An 18,311-nucleotide genomic window follows, 5' to 3' on the forward strand; every position below is an offset into this window, starting at 1 on the left:
ATCTCGATCGCGACGGGTGTAAGCGGGCATTGGCAGGCAGGCAAGCGGTGACCCGCAGCCCCGAGCGATATTTCACGGGCAAATAGCTTGCGCTCGTCGCGGCTAGGCCCGACATATGGATCAAAGATCGGAGGCATCATGGCGCTACCTGTAAAAGACCAGGCCAAATACTGGGGCATCGCGGCCGCGGCATTCCTTGTCATCCTGTGGTATCTGGGCGATGTGATCCTGCCGTTCCTCTTGGGTGGGGCCGTGGCCTATTGCCTTGATCCCATTGCCGACCGGCTGGAGCGGATGGGCCTGTCACGGACGATGTCCGTCGTGGTCATCACCTTGGTGGCGCTGCTGATCTTCGTACTTCTGGTGCTCCTGGTCATTCCGACACTGATCAGCCAGGCAGGGCAGCTCGTGAACGTGGCCCCGGAGCTGTTTCAGCGGCTTCAGTCGTGGTTGACCACCCAATTCCCCTCGGTGATGGAGGAAGGCAGCCCGATCCGCGACCAGATCGCGGCCATCGGTCAGGCCATTCAGGCGCGCGGCGGCGAGCTGATCAACTCCGTGCTGACTTCGGCCCTCGGGGTGATCAACGTATTGGTGCTGGCCATCATCGTGCCTGTGGTGACCTTTTACCTGTTGCTCGACTGGGATCGCATGATCGCCCGCATCGACGAGCTGCTGCCACGGGATCACGCCCCCACTCTGCGGCATCTGGCGAGCCAGATCGACGCCACCTTGGCGTCATTCATCCGCGGGCAGGGCCTCGTCTGCCTGATTCTGGGCACCTACTACGCCGTGGCCCTGATGCTCGTCGGGCTGAATTTCGGCCTCGTCATCGGCGCGGTGGCCGGCCTCGTGACCTTCATTCCCTATGTCGGGGCGTTGATCGGAGGCGTTTTGGCGGTGGGTCTTGCCCTGTTCCAGTTCTGGGGAGACTGGTGGTGGATCGTGTTGGTGGCCGGTATTTTCCAGCTCGGCCAGTTTGTCGAAGGCAACATCCTGACGCCAAAGCTCGTTGGATCGAGCGTCGGGCTGCATCCGGTCTGGCTTCTCTTTGCGCTGTCGCTGTTTGGGGCGCTGTTCGGATTTGTCGGGCTTCTGGTTGCGGTGCCGGTCGCGGCGGTCATCGGGGTTTTGACCCGGTTCGGCATTTCGCAATACAAGAATGGTCCACTCTACAAAGGCAAGGACGAGTCTCCTGTGCCGCCTGATCTGGACAGCTAGATGCCGCAGCAATTGTATTTTGACCTTCCCTCGCGGATCTCGCTGGGCGCTGACGACTATTTCGTGTCAGAGGCCAATGCCAGCGCCTATGCGATGGTCAATCAGGATGCGATCTGGCCGGATGGCAAATTGGTGGTGACCGGCGCCAGAGGCAGCGGCAAGAGCCATCTCGTGCGGGTCTGGCAGGAGCAGTCCGGCGCGACCGTCCTACCTGCCTGCGCCATCGACCCTGACGCACCGCTGCCCGATGCCGGGGCGCGGATCGCGGTCGAGGATATGGAGCAGCTGGACCAAGGGGCGCAGGAATACCTGTTTCACCTGCACAACCATCTGAAATCCAGCGGCGGCCGCCTCCTGATGACCGCCCAGTCCGAACCCGCGGCCTGGCCGCTGACCCTGCCGGATCTGGCCAGCCGGGTGCAGGCTGCCAGCGTGGTTTCGATCCGCGATCCGGATGACATGCTCCTGCACGCCGTGCTCACCAAGCATTTTGCCGACCGGCAATTGAACCCATCTCCCAGTCTCATCAGCTGGCTGTTGCCGCGTATGGAACGAACCTTCGCCGCCGCGGGCGAGATCGTGGCCGCGATCGACGAGGCCGCCTTGAGCCAAGGGACTGTCATTAACAGGACACTTGCGAGATCTATTTTAGACAAGGACTGGTCGGTGACCGACTAAAAACGCGTAGTCTGGCATGAATACGAGGTAGAAAACCAAATGCCACAAGCCGATTTCCTGACTGCCCCCTTTGTCCCCGCCGTCGAAGTCGACGGGGATCTGACCGGACCCGCCCGGTTCTTCAATCGCGAACTGAGCTGGCTTGGGTTCAACTGGCGGGTGCTGGAAGAGGCCGAGAACCCGCGGGTGCCGATGCTCGAGCGGCTGCGGTTCGTGTCGATTTCGGCCAGCAATCTGGACGAATTCTACACCGTTCGCGTCGCCGGCCTGCGGGAGCTTGCCCAGGCGGGCAATACCACACCCTCGGTCGACGGGATGACACCGGCCGAACAGTTGACGATGATCGACCTCGAGGCCCGCCGATTGATGACCCGGCAGCAAGAGATCTATCAGGCGCTGACCGAAGAATTGAAAGATGCCGGCATCACCATCATGACCCGGCATGACGTGGAGGACGAGGATAGGCCGTTCCTGCTCGACAACTTCCTCAATCACGTCTTTCCCGTGCTGTCTCCGCTCGCCATCGACCCAGCGCACCCGTTCCCGTTCATCCCCAACGAAGGCTTTGCCCTCGCGCTGCAACTGGAGCGCGTATCAGATAAACGCGACCTACGCGCCCTGTTGCCCGTGCCGCACCAGATCGACCGTTTCGTGTCGGTCCCCACGGTCGATGGTCTGCGGTATCTGCCGCTCGAAGAGCTCTTGCTGCTGCATCTGGACCGGATGTTTCCGGGCTATCGCGTCAAGGGCCACTGTGCGTTTCGGGTCCTGCGCGACAGCGATCTGGAAGTCGAAGACGAAGCCGAAGATTTGGTCAGCGAATTCGAGACCGCCCTGAAGCGTCGTCGCCGGGGCGAAGTCGTGCGGATGAAGCTCTCCGCCAATGCGCCGTCAGGGTTGAAAACGCTGATCATGCGCGAGCTGCCCGTCAAGGAGGACGAAGTCGTCGAGGTCGAGGGATTGATCGGCGTGGGCGACTTGTCCGAACTGGTCACCGATGCCCGGCCCGATCTGCTTTGGCCGTCGTTCAGCCCCCGCGTGCCCGAGCGGGTGCAGGATCACGACGGCGACATGTTCGCCGCCATTCGGCAAAAGGACATGCTGCTGCATCACCCCTACGAGACGTTCGACATGGTGATCCGGTTCCTGCAGCGCGCCGCCCGCGATCCGGACGTGGTGGCGATCAAGCAGACGCTCTACCGCACCTCGCGCAACTCGCCCATCGTCGAGGCTCTATGCGAGGCCGCCGAGGACGGCAAATCCGTGACCGCCCTCGTCGAGCTGAAGGCCCGCTTCGACGAGGCCGCAAACATCCGGCAATCGCGCAGGCTGGAGCGTGCCGGGGCGCATGTGGTTTACGGCTTCACGCAATACAAGACCCACGCCAAGATCAGCGTCGTCGTCCGGCGCGAAGGCGACAAGCTGGTAACCTACACCCATTTCGGCACCGGCAACTATCACCCGATCACGGCCCGGATCTACACCGACCTCTCGCTGTTCACCTGCGACGCCCGGCTTGGCCGGGACGCGACCAAGGTGTTCAACTACGTCGGAGGCTATGCCCAGCCCGAGGGTCTTGAGAACCTCGCGATTTCGCCCGCGACACTCAAGCAGAGCCTGCTCGACATGATCGGGGCCGAGGCCGAGCACGCCCGCAACGGCAAGCCCGCCGAGATCTGGGCCAAGATGAATTCGATCATCGAAGAGGACGTCATCGACGCGCTCTATGCGGCCTCGCAGGACGGGGTCAAGATCAGCCTCGTGATCCGCGGGATTTGTGGTCTGCGCCCCGGCATAAAAGGGTTGAGCGAGAATATCCGCGTCAAATCCATTGTCGGCCGCTTCCTCGAGCATTCGCGGATCGTATGCTTTGGCAACGGACGTGGGCTGCCCTCCAAGAAGGCGCGGGTCTTCATGTCGTCGGCCGACTGGATGGGCCGCAACCTGACGCGGCGGGTCGAAACGCTCGTCGAGATCACTAACGCCACGGTCAAGGCGCAGATCGTCGATCAGATCATGGCCGCCAATATGGCTGACGTTGCGCAAAGCTGGGTGATGGGCCCGGACGGCCGGTTCGAGCGGGCCGAATGGCCGGAAGACGGGTTCGCCTTCAACTGTCACAGGTTCTTTATGGAGAACCCCTCCCTATCTGGGCGCGGCTCGGCCGGCGCATCGGACGTGCCGCAACTGACCCACGAGCGCGACTAATCCACCGATCGCCGGACTTGGCCCGGCCAAGCGATTGACCTCCGCGACTTGCCGCTTCATCTTTGACCGGCAAGTCGCGGGGGATTCATGGACGGACAAAACGAATCGGACGCACCGAATTGGGGCGCCTTCGGCCGCGCCATCTTTGATGCGGATCGCGCGAATTCCCTCTCACGACTGGGCGTCGTCGATGTCGGGTCAAACTCCGTGCGTCTGGTGGTGTTCGACGGTGCCGCCCGGAGCCCGGCCTATTTCTACAACGAAAAGATCATGTGCGCGCTCGGCGCGGGCCTGTCGCAGACCGGCCACCTCAACCCACAGGGGCGCAAACGGGCGCTGTCGGCCATCAAGCGGTTTACTGCGCTGGCCGAAGGCATGGGCATCTCGCCCTTGACCGCCGTGGCAACCGCCGCCGTGCGCGAGGCCAGTGACGGCGACGATTTCCGCGCCGAGGTGGAACGCGAAACGGGCCTCAAGCTCTATGTCATCGACGGAGAAGAGGAAGCCCGCCTTTCGGCGCAGGGCGTGTTGCTCGGCTGGCCCGGAAGCTATGGCCTCGTCTGCGACATTGGCGGTTCGTCGATGGAATTGGCTGATCTGGCCGACGGGGTCGTCGGTCAATGTGTCACCTCGCCTCTTGGTCCGCTGAAACTGCGCGAAGTGAAGGGCGGCAAGAAGGCGCTCAAGGCGCACATCAAGGGCATCGTCAAAGACCTGCATGCCAAGATGAAGCACGAGACGGGGATGCGCCTTTTCCTTGTCGGTGGATCGTGGCGAGCCATTGCCCGGGTCGACATGGAGCGACGCGGATACCCGATGACGGTTCTGCACGAATACCGCATGACGTCGCGGGCGGTATCGGCCACCAAATCCTACATCAACGAAAGCGATCTCAACGAATTGCGCGGCCGCTGCGGCATTTCGGAAGAACGCATGTCGCTGGTGCCCCTTGCCACCATGGTGCTCAACGAGGTGATCCGCACCTTCAAGCCCAAGGACATCGCTGTATCATCCTATGGGATTCGCGAGGGCATGCTCTATGAACAGATGCCGCAATCCCTGCGCGATCAGGATCCGCTGATCGAAGCCTGCCGTTTTGCCGAAGCCAAGGATGCCCGCCTGCCCGGCTTTGGCCCCGTTCTCTACGATTTCGTGCTGCCGTTGTTCCCACGCGCCGACTGGCAGAAGAAGCGGATCATCCACGCCGCCTGCCTGCTGCATGATGTGAGCTGGAGGGCGCATCCCGACTACCGGGCCGAGGTCTGCTTCGACAATGCCACGCGGGCCAACCTCGGCGGGTTGAAGCATTCCGAGCGGGTCTATCTCGGCCTTGCCCTGCTGCATCGCTACTCCAACAAGCGGGAAGGCTCCCGCTATGAGGCGGTGTTCAGCCTGCTCGACGAGAAGCAGATCAAGGAAGCCGAAGTCTTGGGCCGGGCCATGCGGCTGGGCGCGATGCTCTGGCTCGGGGCCGCGCAAAAGCCCGGTTCACTCAAGTTTCAACCGCAAAAGAAAACGCTCGAGATCAAGCTGGATGCCCGCGCCGAGCCGTTGTTCGGCGAGGTCTGCGCATCCCGGTTCCAATCCCTCGCCGCTGCATTGGGGGCAGAGCCCAAGGTCACGATCAAAGCCTAAAGGTCGATCTGTTCGGGCGGATCGTCCTGTTGCACTTCGGGTTCGTCCGGCTCCGCGGGCACGTATGGCGGCGCGTCCGGGCTGCGGCGGATCAGGATATCGCCGTTGTCCAGAATGACGGGCGCCTCGTAGTGCCGGATGTCGTCGATCTGAGACATCAGCGCCGACAAGGCAGGCCCCATCTGTTCGGCCAACTGGCGCATGGCGGGCTGGATCTCCTGCGCAAAGCCCTCCAGTTCCTCGAAGGTCGGCTCCAGTTCGGACATCAGACCACGCAGAAACATCCGCGCCCCTTCGTCCATGAGCGAGAAGCCTTCGTCGTCCTGCGCCAGCGCGGGCACAGCGGAAAGGCAGAGGGCAAGCGGCAGGGCGAACTGTTTCATGCCATCAATATAGGCGCGGAGCGGCCGTTTCCCAAGCCCTAGAGCGCGAGGTCGAGCGTCACCGGGAAGTGGTCGGACGCGGTCAGGAGGGCCTCCCGCAGGTCCAGGTCCGAAAAACATTGAGGATCGTCAAAGGGATGCCAAATGCGCCACGCGCTGTCTGGCTGCCGCAAATCCGGCGAGACCATGATGTAATCCAGCAGCGCCGACAGATACGGCCCGTCGGGCTTCTTGAACCGGGCTGTTGCCGGTTGCACCCCGATCCGGCTGGAAAGGGCGATCCGGGCATGCGGATCAAACAGCTGAATGCCATCCCCCTCGCCCAGCACGACCTCTACTCCTGACCGGCCGAACAGCTTCTCATACTCATCAAGCCCCGGACCGTCGTTGAAATCACCGAGCACGATGAGCGGGTCTCCCGCCTCGAGATGTGCCTGCACCCGCCGCCGGAGCCAGATGCACTGGGCCAGTTGCTTGCGCCGGTTTTCGATCGACAGGCGGATGGCATGGGCATTGTTGCGGGCGCCGTGCGGAGCCTTGGACTTGGCGTGTACACCGATCAGTCGCAAAGACGCGCCCCCGGTTTGCAGCGCGACCTCCAGCGGCGGCTTGGACCAGCGGATCGTTTCGGGGGTCGCATCGGTATCGAGATCGAAATGGAATGCCTGATCAAAGCGCGGGGCGGTGGCGTCCTCTTGCGGATCATGCTCGGCGGTCACGGTGTCGGGATCATACAACAACGCGATTTCCTGTTGCGTGTCATTGACATAACCGATCAGCGCCTTGTTGGTGCGCAGCCCGAAATGACGCGCGAAACTCTCCAGTGCGACGGCGCCATCCCGCCTGCGACTGCTGTCCGGCGCTTCGATGATCATCACGGCATCCGCATCCAGTGCGGCAAAGACGTGCCCCAGAGCGGCCGTCTGCTCCCGCCGCGTCACATCATAGCGGCCCGACCATCCGCCATCATCGCGCAGCCTGCCATGGTCGTCGAAAAGGTGATCGAACCATTCGACGTTGTAGGTGGCCAGCCTCACGCACACGCCTCGTTGATCGCTTCCCAAGCGCGATTGACCGAAATCAGGCGCTTTTCGGCCAGTTTGACGGCCTCCTCCGGCACACCACGCGCCATCATCCGATCTGGATGGGTCTCCCGGACCAATGCGCGCCACGCGGCACGCACCTCTGACATCGGAGCATCTGGCGAGACCCCGAGGACGTCGTAGGGATCCCGCTCTGCATCGGGCACGAATTGCGCCCGCAACCGGGCAAATCCAAGCTCGTCAAAGCCGAAGATCTCGGCCACGCGCCCGAGAAAGGCATCCTCCGCCGGATGGTAGCTGCCGTCGGCCATCGCGATATGGAACAGCCCTTCCATAAGATCGCGCAGCGGCCCATCCGAAGGCTTGCCCGCCGTCTGGAACATCGCCCCGATCCGGGTCGCGTAATCTTCGAACCCGGCGATATCCTGACGGGCAAGGTCGAACACTCGTGCGGCCTGAGATTCGGCTTCTTTCGGGATGTGGAACACCTCCCGAAACGCCTTCACCTCGTCGCGGGTGACCAATCCGTCCGCTTTCGCCATCTTCGCGCCCAAGGCGATGACGGCGATGGTGAAGGCCACGCTGCGCTCCGGGCTTTGACGAAGTTTGTCAAAGACAACCGTCAGCCCTTCGCCCTTGGCGAGTGCGGCAAGCGCTTCACTGATCCGAGTCCAAATCGACATGTTGCCAGCTTACCCGCTGCAGCGCGGCATGTCAGACCTGAAAATTACGAAAACCGCTCTTTGCCGAGCGTCACGCGGCCGGACGGCGTATCGAAGACGGCGCCAAGCTCTGCCGAGGCGCCGTGCGAGAGCCGCAGGCGTGGATCGGCCATGTCCGACAGCAGAGCCGCCAATCGGTCTGGTTCGGGATGGGTGATGTCCAGAGATAACAGTCCGACACCCTGATCGGCCAGTCTGGACGACGGGTGCGCCCCCTCGCCCCAGCGTATCAACGATGGGAACGCCCCGCCCTCGCACAAGGAGCCGTCCGCAGGGACCGTGATTTCCCACGTGAGGTCCCCACGGCTCAGTGGCAGGATGTCACCGGATCCCGGCGGGCGGCCGGACAGGTTGTCGGTGCGCGCGATCCAGTTGCCCAGCTTGGGTGCGCCGGCGTCATCGAGGCCGAACCAGCGGGGCCTGCCGGGATCGGGCACGGAGGGGTCCGGCGCGATCACTTCGAGGTAGAGGCCCGGCCCCAGCCCCAGCAACCGGTTGTGTGTGCCGAAATAAGGGTGCTGCCCACCGGGTTGCAGCGAGACGCCCAACTGCTTCTCCAGCCACGCGGAACCCTCGTCCAGATCGGCGCAGACAACCGCCAAGTGATCAATCTCCAACGCAAGTCTCCCATCTATGCCGTCGGGGCGGCGGTGTGATTTCCTCTGCCGGGTCATCCGTCAGAGTTACCCCCAGCCCCGGCCTATCCGCGAAGCTCAGCTTTTGCGAGCCGATCTGATCAGCTCCAGAATATCCTCGGCAGCCTTCGGGATATTCGTCCCGGGCCCAAAGATCGCCTTCACGCCGCTGTCGTAGAGGAATTTATAGTCCTGCTGCGGTATCACGCCGCCACAGATCACGATGATATCCTCTGCCTCGGCCGCTTTCAGTGCGGCGACGAGCTTGGGCGCCAGGGTCTTGTGCCCCGCCGCCTGAGAGCTGATCCCGATGACATGGACATCGTTGTCGACGGCATCCTGAGCGGCTTCTTCGGGGGTCTGGAACAACGGACCGACATCGACGTCAAAGCCGATATCCGCAAAGGCGGTGGCGATCACCTTCGCCCCCCTGTCGTGACCGTCCTGCCCCATCTTGACCACCAGCATCCGGGGGCGGCGGCCCTCGTCTTCGGCAAAGGCCTCCACGGCGGCCTGGATTCTGGCAAAGCCTGCGTCGCCCTCATAAGCAGAGCCATAGACCCCGGCGAGCGTCTTGACCTCGGCGCGGTGGCGCCCGAAGACCTTTTCCATAGCCATGCTGATCTCTCCTACGGTGGCGCGGGCACGGGCGGCTTCGACGGCGGCGTCGAGCAGATTGCCGCCATCGCGTGCCCGCCGGGTCAATTCCTCAAGGGCTGCCTCACAGGCCGCGGTGTCACGGGCGGCGCGCACGCGCTCCAGCCGGGCAATCTGGCCGTCGCGAACCGCCATGTTGTCGATATCGCGGAAGTCGATCGGATCCTCGTTATCCTTGCGGTATTTGTTGACGCCCACGATCACTTCCAAGCCGCGATCGATCTGGGCCTGCCGCTTGGCGGCCGTTTCCTCGATCCGCAATTTCGGCATCCCAGAGGCGACGGCGGAGGTCATGCCGCCCATTTCCTCGACCTCTTCGATCAGGGCCCAAGCGGCCTCTGCCAGCTCGTGGGTCAGGCTCTCGACATAGTAAGATCCTGCCAGGGGATCGACCACATTCGTGATGCCGGTCTCTTCCTGCAAGATCAGTTGCGTATTGCGGGCGATCCGGGCGCTGAAATCGGTCGGCAGAGCGATGGCCTCGTCCAACGCGTTCGTGTGCAACGATTGCGTGCCGCCCAAAGCCGCCGACATCGCCTCATAGGCCGTGCGAATGACGTTGTTGTAGGGGTCCTGCTCTTGCAGAGACACGCCGGATGTCTGGCAATGAGTGCGCAGCATCATGGATTTCTCGTTCTTGGGCTCGAATTCGGACATGATCCGATGCCAGAGCAGCCGGGCTGCCCGAAGTTTGGCCGCCTCCATGAAGAAGTTCATACCGATGGCAAAAAAGAACGACAGACGTCCCGCGAAGGCATCAACATCCATGCCGCGGGCGATGGCGGTGCGCACGTATTCGCGCCCATCGGCAAGGGTATAGGCAAGCTCTTGGACAAGGTTCGCCCCGGCCTCTTGCATGTGATAACCACTGATCGAAATTGAATTAAATTTTGGCATTTGGGCCGAAGTATATTCGATGATATCCGCGACGATCCGCATCGACGGCTCAGGCGGATAGACATAGGTGTTGCGGACCATGAACTCCTTGAGAATGTCGTTCTGGATGGTGCCCGAGAGGACCGCGCGATCATGGCCCTGCTCTTCTCCGGCGACGATGAAATTGGCGAGGATCGGGATCACCGCCCCGTTCATCGTCATCGACACGCTGACCTTGTCGAGCGGAATGCCGTCGAAGAGGATTTTCATATCTTCGACGCTGTCGATGGCGACGCCCGCCTTGCCGACGTCTCCCTCCACCCTTGGATGATCGCTGTCATAGCCACGGTGGGTGGCCAGATCGAACGCGACGGAGACGCCCTGCTGACCGGCGTCGAGCGCCTTGCGGTAGAAGGCGTTGCTCTCCTCGGCGGTGGAAAATCCGGCGTATTGGCGGATCGTCCAGGGCCGGCCCGCATACATCGTCGCCTTGACGCCCCGTGTAAACGGAGCCGCGCCCGGTTCACCGTCGATATGAGGCAGATCGGCGATGTCGTCGGCCGTATACAGCGGTTTGACGGCAATCCCCTCGAGGGTATGCCATGTCAAATCCTCCAGTGCCTTGCCACGCAGTTCCGCTGTGGCCCGGTCAGACCATGACGTCTTGTTTCCCACTGTGTCGTCCTCCTTCTGGGGGCACCCAGGGTTGCGGTCTCGCCGCGAACCCAGAGACTTCGTAATGCCTGCTTGTCATCAGTGATGGTATGGAGATGTTCTCCAAGGGCTTGTCGTCGACCCGCTCCACGAACCGGGCCAGACCGTCGGCCCCGGATTGGAGCCAGTCCAAATCCTCGAGGTATTGCGCCCGGAGCGTCGCCTGCTGGCCCTTGTCGAAAGGCGTCCAGCGGCCATCGCCGTCCGGCAGGCGGCCCGCGGCCGCCACATCCCCGCGCATCGTCAGGATCCGGCGCAGCTTGTTCAGACGGGGGCTTGGATTGTGCCAATCCCGAGCGCCGGTCAAATGCGTCGACCGAAGGCCGCCCGTCAGCACCGACAGCTGCGCATCCGGCTGGCCGCCCAGCCGTTCGAATGGCCAGACAACGATTTCCGCCTTGGGAAATGCCTGCGCGATGTCGCGGACCATATCGCGCCAGCGGCGCGGCTGTGACACCAGCTGATCCAGCTTGAACGGACCGGGCACACCATGCCCCTGCGCCACGCCGAAGGCCACGGACGAGGCCCAATAGGCATCATAGGACCGGATCGCGAGGCCAATGCGGGTGGTCTGTTCTGCAAGTGACGGTCCGAGCCGGGACAGGCGCACGTCGAGCTTTGGATAGAGCGTCGTCTCGCGCAGGTTGTTGCGCACGGCGCCAATCAGGTTTTCCTCGCTGATCACCAATTGGCGGCGGTCCGATTGGATCAGGCGTTCGATCTCGATCCTGACGATACCGGACGACCTGCGCGCGCGGGCTTCGATCTGAGGGGTCAGATCCTCGGGCCTCTGGATCAGGCCGGCGAGCATGCCGCTCCGGGTCCGGTCCGGTGTCCAGCAGTCTACGCCGGCTTCCCGCAGCGCGCCGATGTTGCGTTGCATCAGTTGCTGCAACGTCGTGGTGCCGCAGCGATGTGCGCCCAAATGCAAGATTACGTCCATAGTGCCCCTCATCGTCCATACGTGGACGGCGCAAGAATGCCGTTCCACCCAACCGCGGACACAATGCAGGGCTGACTCTGACCAAGGGCTTAAACATAAATTTGTCGAGAGAGGAGTTAACCTATCCTTCGCATTTGCCGAAACGCACCCTATATCTCGTTTTATGAAGAAAACTGAATGCCTTGGACTGACACTTGTTTTCGCTGGGCTTTTGGCCGCAGCGTCGCCGATATCGGCACAGCAGACAGAGGCCGAAATGACGGTCGAAGATGTCGTTGCAGAGCTTGAAACGCTCTCGGTCGTCGACCAATGGCGGGCGAACCCCACAACCATTTTCTCGTCAATTGACATCGAAATTGAGGATTTGCACTTCATCGCCCGCCCGCTGGTGGTGTTTGCGGACAGCCCTGCCGATCCGATGTTCATTGAGCAGATGGACATGCTTTTGGCCGATATGGACGCATTGCGCCTGCGCGACGTGATCGTCATCACCGACACCGATCCATCGGCCCGGTCGCTGGTGCGCCAGGAACTGCGGCCGCGCGGCTTCGGGCTGGTGCTGATCGGCAAGGACGGACGGGTCGCGCAACGCAAACCGTCGCCGTTCAGCGTGCGCGAATTGTCACGTGCGATCGACAAGATGCCGCTTCGGCAGCAGGAAATCCGCGAGGGAAGCGGCTGACCCTTGCTCCAAGGGCGCTCCGCCCCTATCTTTGGGGTATAGACGTGAAAGGTATCTCTCATGGACCGCGACCCAAAGATCCCTCTGACTCCCATCCCCGTCACGGGCCGGACCGGTCCACGGCCGGGGTATTGACCTGATCCTTCAGGGCCTGCGCGGCTTCGGCACCGCCGGAGGCAAAGGCGAGGATCAGGGCGAGCGCGTGTTGGCCGAACGCAAAGGCCTGGCGGCGCATCTCTGAATAATCTTCATAGACCGCGATCTGCCGTTCCTTGGGCAGGGTCAGGAAACGCTCGCCCCGCATGTCGTCGGCGAGGGCCGAAATCGATTTGATGAGGCTGTAGTAGGCCACGATGATGTCGATGGTCTGGCGCGGCAAGACGTCGATCTCGTCGAGGATGGCATCGTAGATGTGGTCGTGGCTCTCACGCGGGATAAAGGGCACAAAGTCCGCCTCGTCGCGCATACGGGCCACGGTCGCGGCGGCATAGGCCTCTGATCTGCCCTCGTCCCACAAGGACGCGAGCGTCGTCCCGATCTCGGCATAGATCGCCTTGTGATAATCCCGAAGCCGTTCGGACTTTGTCCGGGTGCGCGCGAGCTCGTTGAAGATCGCGGTGGTCAGCCAGCCGGTCGTGATCACCAATCCCGCGATCAGGGCCTGCCACAGGCGCGGATCCAGATCGATCGACACCGATGCGATCAGAAGCGGAATGCCGAGCAAGACCGCCACCGGCAATGCGATGGTGACAAAGAACTGCACGATCACGACGCGCGCGATACGGGCTTCTTCTCCTAAGAACAGGTTGAGAATGGCCCGAAACATGGCGTCACTCGAATTCCATGATCACTTGATCGACCGACAGGCTGGCACCCGGCTCCGCATTGATCTTGGACACCACCCCGCGGCGCTCGGCCCGCAGGATGTTCTCCATCTTCATCGCTTCGATGGTGCACAGAGCCTGCCCTTCCTGGATCTCCTCGCCTTCCTCCACGTTGATCTTCACCACCAGTCCGGGCATCGGACAAAGCAGCAGGCGCGACGTGTCGGGCGGGAGTTTCTCCGGCATCAGCTCGGCCAGCTCCGCCTGACGCGGGGTGCGTACATAGACGCGAAGGTCTGCGCCGCGGGTCCGCAAACGGAATCCGGAGGTCTTTTCCTCGACCTTCAGCACCAGCGGCAGATCGTCGATGATCATCTCGGCCAGACGCATCCCCGGCGTCCACTGGCCCTTGACCCGCATCGACGCACCGTCCTCGAACGTCACTGTGGAGCCAGTAGGGTCGGCAACGACCTTTACCGCAAGGGACTGATTTTGCAGGCTGACGACCCAGTCGCCGCCCACCTTGCGTTCGTGGTTGTCCATTCGGCCCGACACCCGACTGCGGCGGATCTCGGCAACCCGGTTCATCGCCGCCGCCGCCGCCGCCACACGGCGGATGGATGCATCAGGGAGCGTGACCCCCTCGAACCCTTCGGGCCATTCCTCGGCGATGAACGCCGTGGTGATATCGCCGCTGACGAATTTCGGGTGTTCCATGACCGCCGACAGGAACGGCAGGTTGTGGCCGATCCCCTCGACCTCGAACCGGTCGAGTGCGACACTCATATCCTTGATCGCGTCCTTGCGGGTCGGCGCCCAGGTGCACAGCTTGGCGATCATCGGATCGTAATACATGCTGATCTCGCCGCCCTCATAGACGCCGGTATCATTGCGCACCGCATGCGTTTCGCTCGCCTCTTCGACCGGAGGGCGATAGCGCGACAACCGGCCGATCGAGGGCAGGAAATTCCGGTAAGGGTCTTCGGCGTAAAGGCGGCTCTCCACGGCCCATCCGTTCAACTGGATGTCGCCTTGCGCAAAGGGCAGCTTCTCGCCCGCAGCCACCCGGATCATCTGCTCGACAAGGTCGATGCCGGTGATGAGTTCTGTGACCGGATGCTCGACCTGAAGCCGGGTGTTCATCTCGAGGAAATAGAAGTTGCGCTCTCCGTCGACGATGAATTCGACCGTGCCGGCGCTGGTATAGCCGACCGCAGCGGCAAGGGCACAGGCCTGCTCGCCCATCGCCTTTCGGGTCGCGATATCAAGGAACGGGCTCGGCGCCTCTTCGACAACCTTCTGATTGCGGCGCTGGATCGAACATTCGCGTTCGTGCAGGTAAAGGGTGTTGCCGTGGCTGTCGGCCAGAACCTGTATCTCGATGTGACGGGGCTGGGTGACGAACTTCTCGATGAAAATCCGGTCGTCGCCAAAGGAGCTGGCCGCCTCGTTCTTGGAGGATTGAAAGCCTTCGCGGGCCTCTTCATCCGTCCATGCGATCCGCATCCCCTTGCCGCCCCCACCGGCGCTGGCCTTGATCATGACGGGATAACCGATCTCGCCGCTGATCTTCACGGCCTCGTCGGCATCGGAAATCAGCCCCATATAGCCGGGCACCGTGCTCACGCCTGCTTCGGCGGCGAGCTTCTTGGAAGTGATCTTGTCGCCCATCGCCTCGATGGCACGGACGGGCGGGCCGATAAAGGCGACCCCTTCAGCGGCCAGGGCTTCGGCGAACTTGGAATTCTCGGACAGGAAGCCATAACCGGGATGCACCGCCTCGGCACCGGTGGCGCGAATGGCCTCCATGATGCGGTCGATCACGATGTAGGACTGATTGGCCGGGGCCGGACCGATATGCACGGCCTCGTCGGCCATCTGCACATGCAGGGCGTTGCGGTCCGCGTCAGAATAGACCGCCACGGTCGAAATCCCCATCTTCCGCGCCGTCTTGATGACGCGGCAGGCGATTTCGCCCCGGTTTGCTATCAGGATCTTTTTGAACATGGATCAAACCTTTTGGCATGAAAAAAGCCGCTTCGGGTCACCCCGAAACGGCCTTGATTGTGGCGGCCCGAAGGCCGGAAAGTCTTGTTAGACGCAGTTTGGCGCACCCGGCATGACCGAGCAGCTGACGGCGCCGGCAGCACCGCCGATGAGCGCACCGTTGACGATGTCTTCGCCGGTGACGGCGGCGGCTGCACCACCGATGAAGGCACCGGTTGCGGCCCGCTCGCCTGCGGTTTCACCACATGCGACCAAAGTGGACGCCACAGCCAGCGCTGCGAATAGCTTGAGTGTCTTTGCCATGATATGACTCCTGATTGATCTGCCCCAGATGTAGTCTTCTCTGCCAGCTTGGCCACGTCGTTGCAAGCAAAGGCTGCGTGAGCGGGTCCGGCTTTGGCAGCATGACGGCTTTCGAGCCGCCCGATATCGGCAGGCTTCCGCTCAATATGAGGGCCGAAAACCCGAGGCGACCCCGCCGAAATGCGGCGGGGTCGACCCATTGGGGAAGGGTAACGGTAGTGACAATCTGCAAGGGAGTGCTTGCTGGAACACTGCCTTGCACCCTTGAGACTGACGCAGAAATCCGTACCCGAAAACGGCATTTTCGACGCCGCGCGCGTTTCAGCAGATTCCCGCCTAGATTGCATTGCAAACGGCGAACTCTCGCCGAAATATCTGAACGATCCCGCCATGGTCAGGAGAAAACGTCAGGAAAGGACGCTGCGGCCCGCCCGACGTCGATCCGTAGCAAGGCATCGTAGCTTTCCGGATCGAAGGGATCCTCGGCCGGGATGACCTCGCGGCCAAAAAGCCAACTCAGCCGTCCCGCATCCAGATTGCCACGCACGAACGGCTCTTCGCCGAAATGCTCCCACAAGGCCCGCATGAAGCCTTCGTCGGCGCGCTTGTCCGGTGGGCGACGATCCCGATACCGCTCGCGCTCGGTCAGTTTCGTCGCACCCTCCTTGGAACTGCGGCGGATCGTGAACTGAAAATCGGTGCCGGGCAGACGCCCCGGAAACCCGCGGTGTTTCTCCATCAGAATGGCTCCCAGAGGCACGAATCTCCAGCGATGCTGAAGCCGTCGAAATATTGCAGGACGTCCGGGTTGGTTTCCCCGAAACCCACCGCCTGATCGGAAATCGAAATCACGATCTGCTCCGCTTCCCAGCCCGCGCTGTCGAGCGCCGGTATCGCCATCCGCTCGCACAGCCAAACGAAATCACCCGCGACATCCACCAATTCGTGGCCCGGCGTCCCGAGATCAGGGGCAAGAAACCGAAACCGGGCGATTGCCGCGTCCGGCTCCAGCACCACCTCGACGAAGCGTGTCTGCATCCCGGAAGGCACGGGCATGTCCTGTGCCATCGCCGGCATCGTCGCCGGCGTCGTCAGGGCAAGAAGGCTGAGGGCCAGACGGATCATAGCGGGATATTGTCGTGCTTTTTCCAAGGGTTCTGTTGCGATTTCCCCCGCAACGAGGCAAAGGCCCGACAAATCCTCTTGCGGGACATCTGCGGCAAGATCACCTCGTCGACAAAACCCTTTTCGGCCGCGACGAACGGATTGGCAAAGCGGTCTTCGTAGTCTCGGGTGCGGGCGGCGATCTTGTCCGGGTCGCCCAGTTCCGAGCGATAGAGGATCTCTGTCGCCCCCTTGGCCCCCATCACCGCGATCTCGGCGGTCGGCCAGGCATAGTTGAAATCGCCGCGCAGGTGCTTCGAGGCCATCACGTCATAGGCGCCGCCATAGGCCTTGCGGGTGATCAAAGTCACCTTTGGAACCGTCGCCTCGCCGTAGGCGAACAGCAGTTTGGCACCGTGCTTAATGACCCCGCCGAACTCTTGCGAGGTGCCGGGCAGAAAGCCGGGCACATCCACCAGCGTCAGGATCGGAATTTCGAAGGCATCACAGAACCGGACAAACCGGGCCGCCTTGCGGCTCGCGTCGATATCCAGACAGCCCGCCAACACCATCGGCTGGTTGGCCACGACACCGACGGGCGAGCCTTCGAGCCGGATGAAGCCGGTGAGGATGTTCTTGGCGAATTCCTCCTGAATTTCAAAGAAGTCGCTCTCGTCCGACAGCTTGTAGATCAGCTCCTTCATGTCATAGGGCGTGTTCGGGTTGTCGGGGATCAGCGTATCGAGGCTGGGATCGATCCGATCCGGCGCGTCGAAGAAGGGGCGCACGGGCGGCCTCTGCCTGTTGCTCAACGGCAGGAAATCAATCAGGCGGCGCACCTCGGCCAAGGCTTCCACGTCGTTCTCAAAGGCACCGTCGGCGACGCTCGACTTACGGGTATGGGTGGTGGCGCCACCCAGCTCTTCGGCGGTGACGACCTCGTTGGTCACGGTCTTGACCACGTCGGGGCCGGTCACGAACATATAGGAGCTGTCCTTGACCATGAAGATGAAGTCGGTGATCGCCGGGCTATAGACGGCGCCGCCCGCGCACGGGCCCATGATGACGCTGATCTGGGGCACGACGCCCGAGGCCATGATATTGCGCTGAAAGACTTCGGCATAACCGGCGAGGCTGGCCACGCCCTCTTGGATTCGGGCACCGCCGCTGTCGTTGAGACCAATCACCGGCGCACCGTTCTGAACGGCCATGTCCATGATCTTGCAGATTTTCTGGGCGTGGGTTTCCGACAGGGAGCCCCCAAACACCGTGAAATCCTGACTGTAGACATAGACCATGCGGCCATTGACCGTCCCCCAGCCGGTGACCACACCGTCTCCCGACGGGCGGCTGTCCTGCATCCCGAAATCGGTGCAGCGATGGGCGACGAACATGTCGAACTCTTCGAACGAGCCCTCATCCAGCAAAAGGTCGATCCGCTCGCGGGCCGTCAGTTTGCCCTTGGCGTGCTGCGCGGCGATCCGGGCCGGGCCACCGCCCATGCGCGCATTGTCGCGGCGGCTCTCCAACTCCTGAAGGATGTATTTCATGGCACTGTCCTCTCGCGCTACCCCAGATCACCTTAGCGACCCGCAGGTGTGGAATGAAGTCCCGAAACGGCAAATTTGCAAACCCTTGCTTTCGCAATCATACAATTTTGCAAACCATGATCGCAG

Annotated in this window: 17 protein-coding genes; 5 read left to right on the forward strand and 12 right to left on the reverse strand. The window is 62.3% G+C overall.

Annotated features, from left to right (window positions below):
* The first annotated feature begins 138 nt into the window (after positions 1-138).
* The 4 genes from LOM8899_RS13225 to LOM8899_RS13240 all read left to right on the forward strand — a co-directional run bounded on the left by LOM8899_RS13225 (position 139) and on the right by LOM8899_RS13240 (position 5,742).
* Complete coding sequence (locus LOM8899_RS13225; protein ID WP_093992721.1) at positions 139-1,221, forward strand: AI-2E family transporter; 1,083 nt, start codon at positions 139-141, stop codon at positions 1,219-1,221.
* On the forward strand, positions 1,222-1,899 hold the full coding sequence (locus LOM8899_RS13230) for a P-loop NTPase family protein (protein WP_093992722.1): 678 nt from the start codon (positions 1,222-1,224) through the stop codon (positions 1,897-1,899). It begins immediately after the preceding gene.
* A 39-nt stretch (positions 1,900-1,938) separates the two neighbouring features.
* Positions 1,939-4,107, forward strand: a complete 2,169-nt coding sequence (locus LOM8899_RS13235; protein WP_093992723.1) for an RNA degradosome polyphosphate kinase — start codon at positions 1,939-1,941, stop codon at positions 4,105-4,107.
* Positions 4,108-4,194: 87 nt separating this feature from the next.
* Complete coding sequence (locus LOM8899_RS13240) at positions 4,195-5,742, forward strand: Ppx/GppA family phosphatase (RefSeq protein WP_093992724.1); 1,548 nt, start codon at positions 4,195-4,197, stop codon at positions 5,740-5,742.
* Here the strand turns inward: LOM8899_RS13240 and LOM8899_RS13245 are convergent.
* From LOM8899_RS13245 to LOM8899_RS13270, 6 genes are all read right to left on the reverse strand, one after another.
* Positions 5,739-6,125, reverse strand: a complete 387-nt coding sequence (locus LOM8899_RS13245; protein ID WP_093992725.1) for a hypothetical protein — start codon at positions 6,123-6,125, stop codon at positions 5,739-5,741. The two genes, LOM8899_RS13240 and LOM8899_RS13245, sit on opposite strands and share 4 nt — an antisense overlap.
* Before the next feature lie 38 nt (positions 6,126-6,163).
* The gene (locus LOM8899_RS13250; protein ID WP_093992982.1) at positions 6,164-7,162 is read right to left on the reverse strand and encodes an endonuclease/exonuclease/phosphatase family protein; all 999 of its coding nucleotides are present in this window, start codon (positions 7,160-7,162) and stop codon (positions 6,164-6,166) included.
* The gene (locus tag LOM8899_RS13255; protein WP_093992726.1) at positions 7,159-7,851 is read right to left on the reverse strand and encodes a molecular chaperone DjiA; all 693 of its coding nucleotides are present in this window, start codon (positions 7,849-7,851) and stop codon (positions 7,159-7,161) included. The genes LOM8899_RS13250 and LOM8899_RS13255 overlap by 4 nt, the downstream gene beginning before the upstream one ends.
* Before the next feature lie 44 nt (positions 7,852-7,895).
* On the reverse strand, positions 7,896-8,507 hold the full coding sequence (locus LOM8899_RS13260; RefSeq protein WP_245820527.1) for a VOC family protein: 612 nt from the start codon (positions 8,505-8,507) through the stop codon (positions 7,896-7,898).
* A gap of 96 nt (positions 8,508-8,603) precedes the next feature.
* The gene (scpA, locus tag LOM8899_RS13265; protein ID WP_093992728.1) at positions 8,604-10,733 is read right to left on the reverse strand and encodes a methylmalonyl-CoA mutase; all 2,130 of its coding nucleotides are present in this window, start codon (positions 10,731-10,733) and stop codon (positions 8,604-8,606) included.
* Positions 10,708-11,715 carry a hypothetical protein gene (locus LOM8899_RS13270; protein WP_093992729.1) on the reverse strand — a complete coding sequence of 336 codons (1,008 nt, stop codon included), beginning with the start codon at positions 11,713-11,715 and terminating at the stop codon, positions 10,708-10,710. Before LOM8899_RS13270 ends, scpA begins: the two co-directional genes overlap by 26 nt.
* A 256-nt stretch (positions 11,716-11,971) precedes the next feature.
* Here LOM8899_RS13270 and LOM8899_RS13275 point away from each other — a divergent pair, with 256 nt between their 5' ends.
* Positions 11,972-12,397, forward strand: a complete 426-nt coding sequence (locus LOM8899_RS13275; protein ID WP_245820528.1) for a DUF4174 domain-containing protein — start codon at positions 11,972-11,974, stop codon at positions 12,395-12,397.
* Positions 12,398-12,497: 100 nt separating this feature from the next.
* On the opposite strand, the gene LOM8899_RS13280 is transcribed toward LOM8899_RS13275, so the two are convergent.
* The 6 genes from LOM8899_RS13280 to LOM8899_RS13305 form a co-directional block, all read right to left on the reverse strand.
* Complete coding sequence (locus tag LOM8899_RS13280; protein ID WP_093992731.1) at positions 12,498-13,223, reverse strand: hypothetical protein; 726 nt, start codon at positions 13,221-13,223, stop codon at positions 12,498-12,500.
* A 4-nt stretch (positions 13,224-13,227) separates the two neighbouring features.
* Complete coding sequence (locus tag LOM8899_RS13285) at positions 13,228-15,228, reverse strand: acetyl-CoA carboxylase biotin carboxylase subunit (protein WP_093992732.1); 2,001 nt, start codon at positions 15,226-15,228, stop codon at positions 13,228-13,230.
* An 87-nt stretch (positions 15,229-15,315) separates the two neighbouring features.
* On the reverse strand, positions 15,316-15,531 hold the full coding sequence (locus LOM8899_RS13290; protein ID WP_093992733.1) for a hypothetical protein: 216 nt from the start codon (positions 15,529-15,531) through the stop codon (positions 15,316-15,318).
* A 394-nt stretch (positions 15,532-15,925) separates the two neighbouring features.
* Positions 15,926-16,270 carry a hypothetical protein gene (locus LOM8899_RS13295; RefSeq protein ID WP_093992734.1) on the reverse strand — a complete coding sequence of 115 codons (345 nt, stop codon included), beginning with the start codon at positions 16,268-16,270 and terminating at the stop codon, positions 15,926-15,928.
* Entirely contained in the window at positions 16,270-16,656 is a 387-nt protein-coding gene (locus LOM8899_RS13300) for a DUF6497 family protein (RefSeq protein ID WP_093992735.1), read from the reverse strand. Before LOM8899_RS13300 ends, LOM8899_RS13295 begins: the two co-directional genes overlap by 1 nt.
* Complete coding sequence (locus LOM8899_RS13305; protein WP_093992736.1) at positions 16,653-18,185, reverse strand: acyl-CoA carboxylase subunit beta; 1,533 nt, start codon at positions 18,183-18,185, stop codon at positions 16,653-16,655. Before LOM8899_RS13305 ends, LOM8899_RS13300 begins: the two co-directional genes overlap by 4 nt.
* Positions 18,186-18,311 lie beyond the last annotated feature (126 nt).

This window comes from Flavimaricola marinus, from assembly GCF_900184895.1.
GTDB classification, from domain to species: Bacteria; Pseudomonadota; Alphaproteobacteria; order Rhodobacterales; family Rhodobacteraceae; genus Flavimaricola; species Flavimaricola marinus.

Bases quoted from the DNA above. Each gene is read 5' to 3' on its own strand.
- LOM8899_RS13225 (WP_093992721.1), top strand. From the start codon at position 139: ATGGCGCTACCTGTAAAAGACCAGGCCAAATACTGGGGCATCGCGGCC.
- LOM8899_RS13270 (WP_093992729.1), bottom strand. From the start codon at position 11,715: ATGGACGTAATCTTGCATTTGGGCGCACATCGCTGCGGCACCACGACG.
- LOM8899_RS13255 (WP_093992726.1), bottom strand. From the start codon at position 7,851: ATGTCGATTTGGACTCGGATCAGTGAAGCGCTTGCCGCACTCGCCAAG.
- LOM8899_RS13305 (WP_093992736.1), bottom strand. From the start codon at position 18,185: ATGAAATACATCCTTCAGGAGTTGGAGAGCCGCCGCGACAATGCGCGC.
- LOM8899_RS13285 (WP_093992732.1), bottom strand. From the start codon at position 15,228: ATGTTCAAAAAGATCCTGATAGCAAACCGGGGCGAAATCGCCTGCCGC.
- LOM8899_RS13295 (WP_093992734.1), bottom strand. From the start codon at position 16,270: ATGGAGAAACACCGCGGGTTTCCGGGGCGTCTGCCCGGCACCGATTTT.
- LOM8899_RS13230 (WP_093992722.1), top strand. From the start codon at position 1,222: ATGCCGCAGCAATTGTATTTTGACCTTCCCTCGCGGATCTCGCTGGGC.
- LOM8899_RS13235 (WP_093992723.1), top strand. From the start codon at position 1,939: ATGCCACAAGCCGATTTCCTGACTGCCCCCTTTGTCCCCGCCGTCGAA.
- LOM8899_RS13280 (WP_093992731.1), bottom strand. From the start codon at position 13,223: ATGTTTCGGGCCATTCTCAACCTGTTCTTAGGAGAAGAAGCCCGTATC.
- LOM8899_RS13290 (WP_093992733.1), bottom strand. From the start codon at position 15,531: ATGGCAAAGACACTCAAGCTATTCGCAGCGCTGGCTGTGGCGTCCACT.
- LOM8899_RS13245 (WP_093992725.1), bottom strand. From the start codon at position 6,125: ATGAAACAGTTCGCCCTGCCGCTTGCCCTCTGCCTTTCCGCTGTGCCC.
- LOM8899_RS13275 (WP_245820528.1), top strand. From the start codon at position 11,972: ATGACGGTCGAAGATGTCGTTGCAGAGCTTGAAACGCTCTCGGTCGTC.
- LOM8899_RS13240 (WP_093992724.1), top strand. From the start codon at position 4,195: ATGGACGGACAAAACGAATCGGACGCACCGAATTGGGGCGCCTTCGGC.
- LOM8899_RS13300 (WP_093992735.1), bottom strand. From the start codon at position 16,656: ATGATCCGTCTGGCCCTCAGCCTTCTTGCCCTGACGACGCCGGCGACG.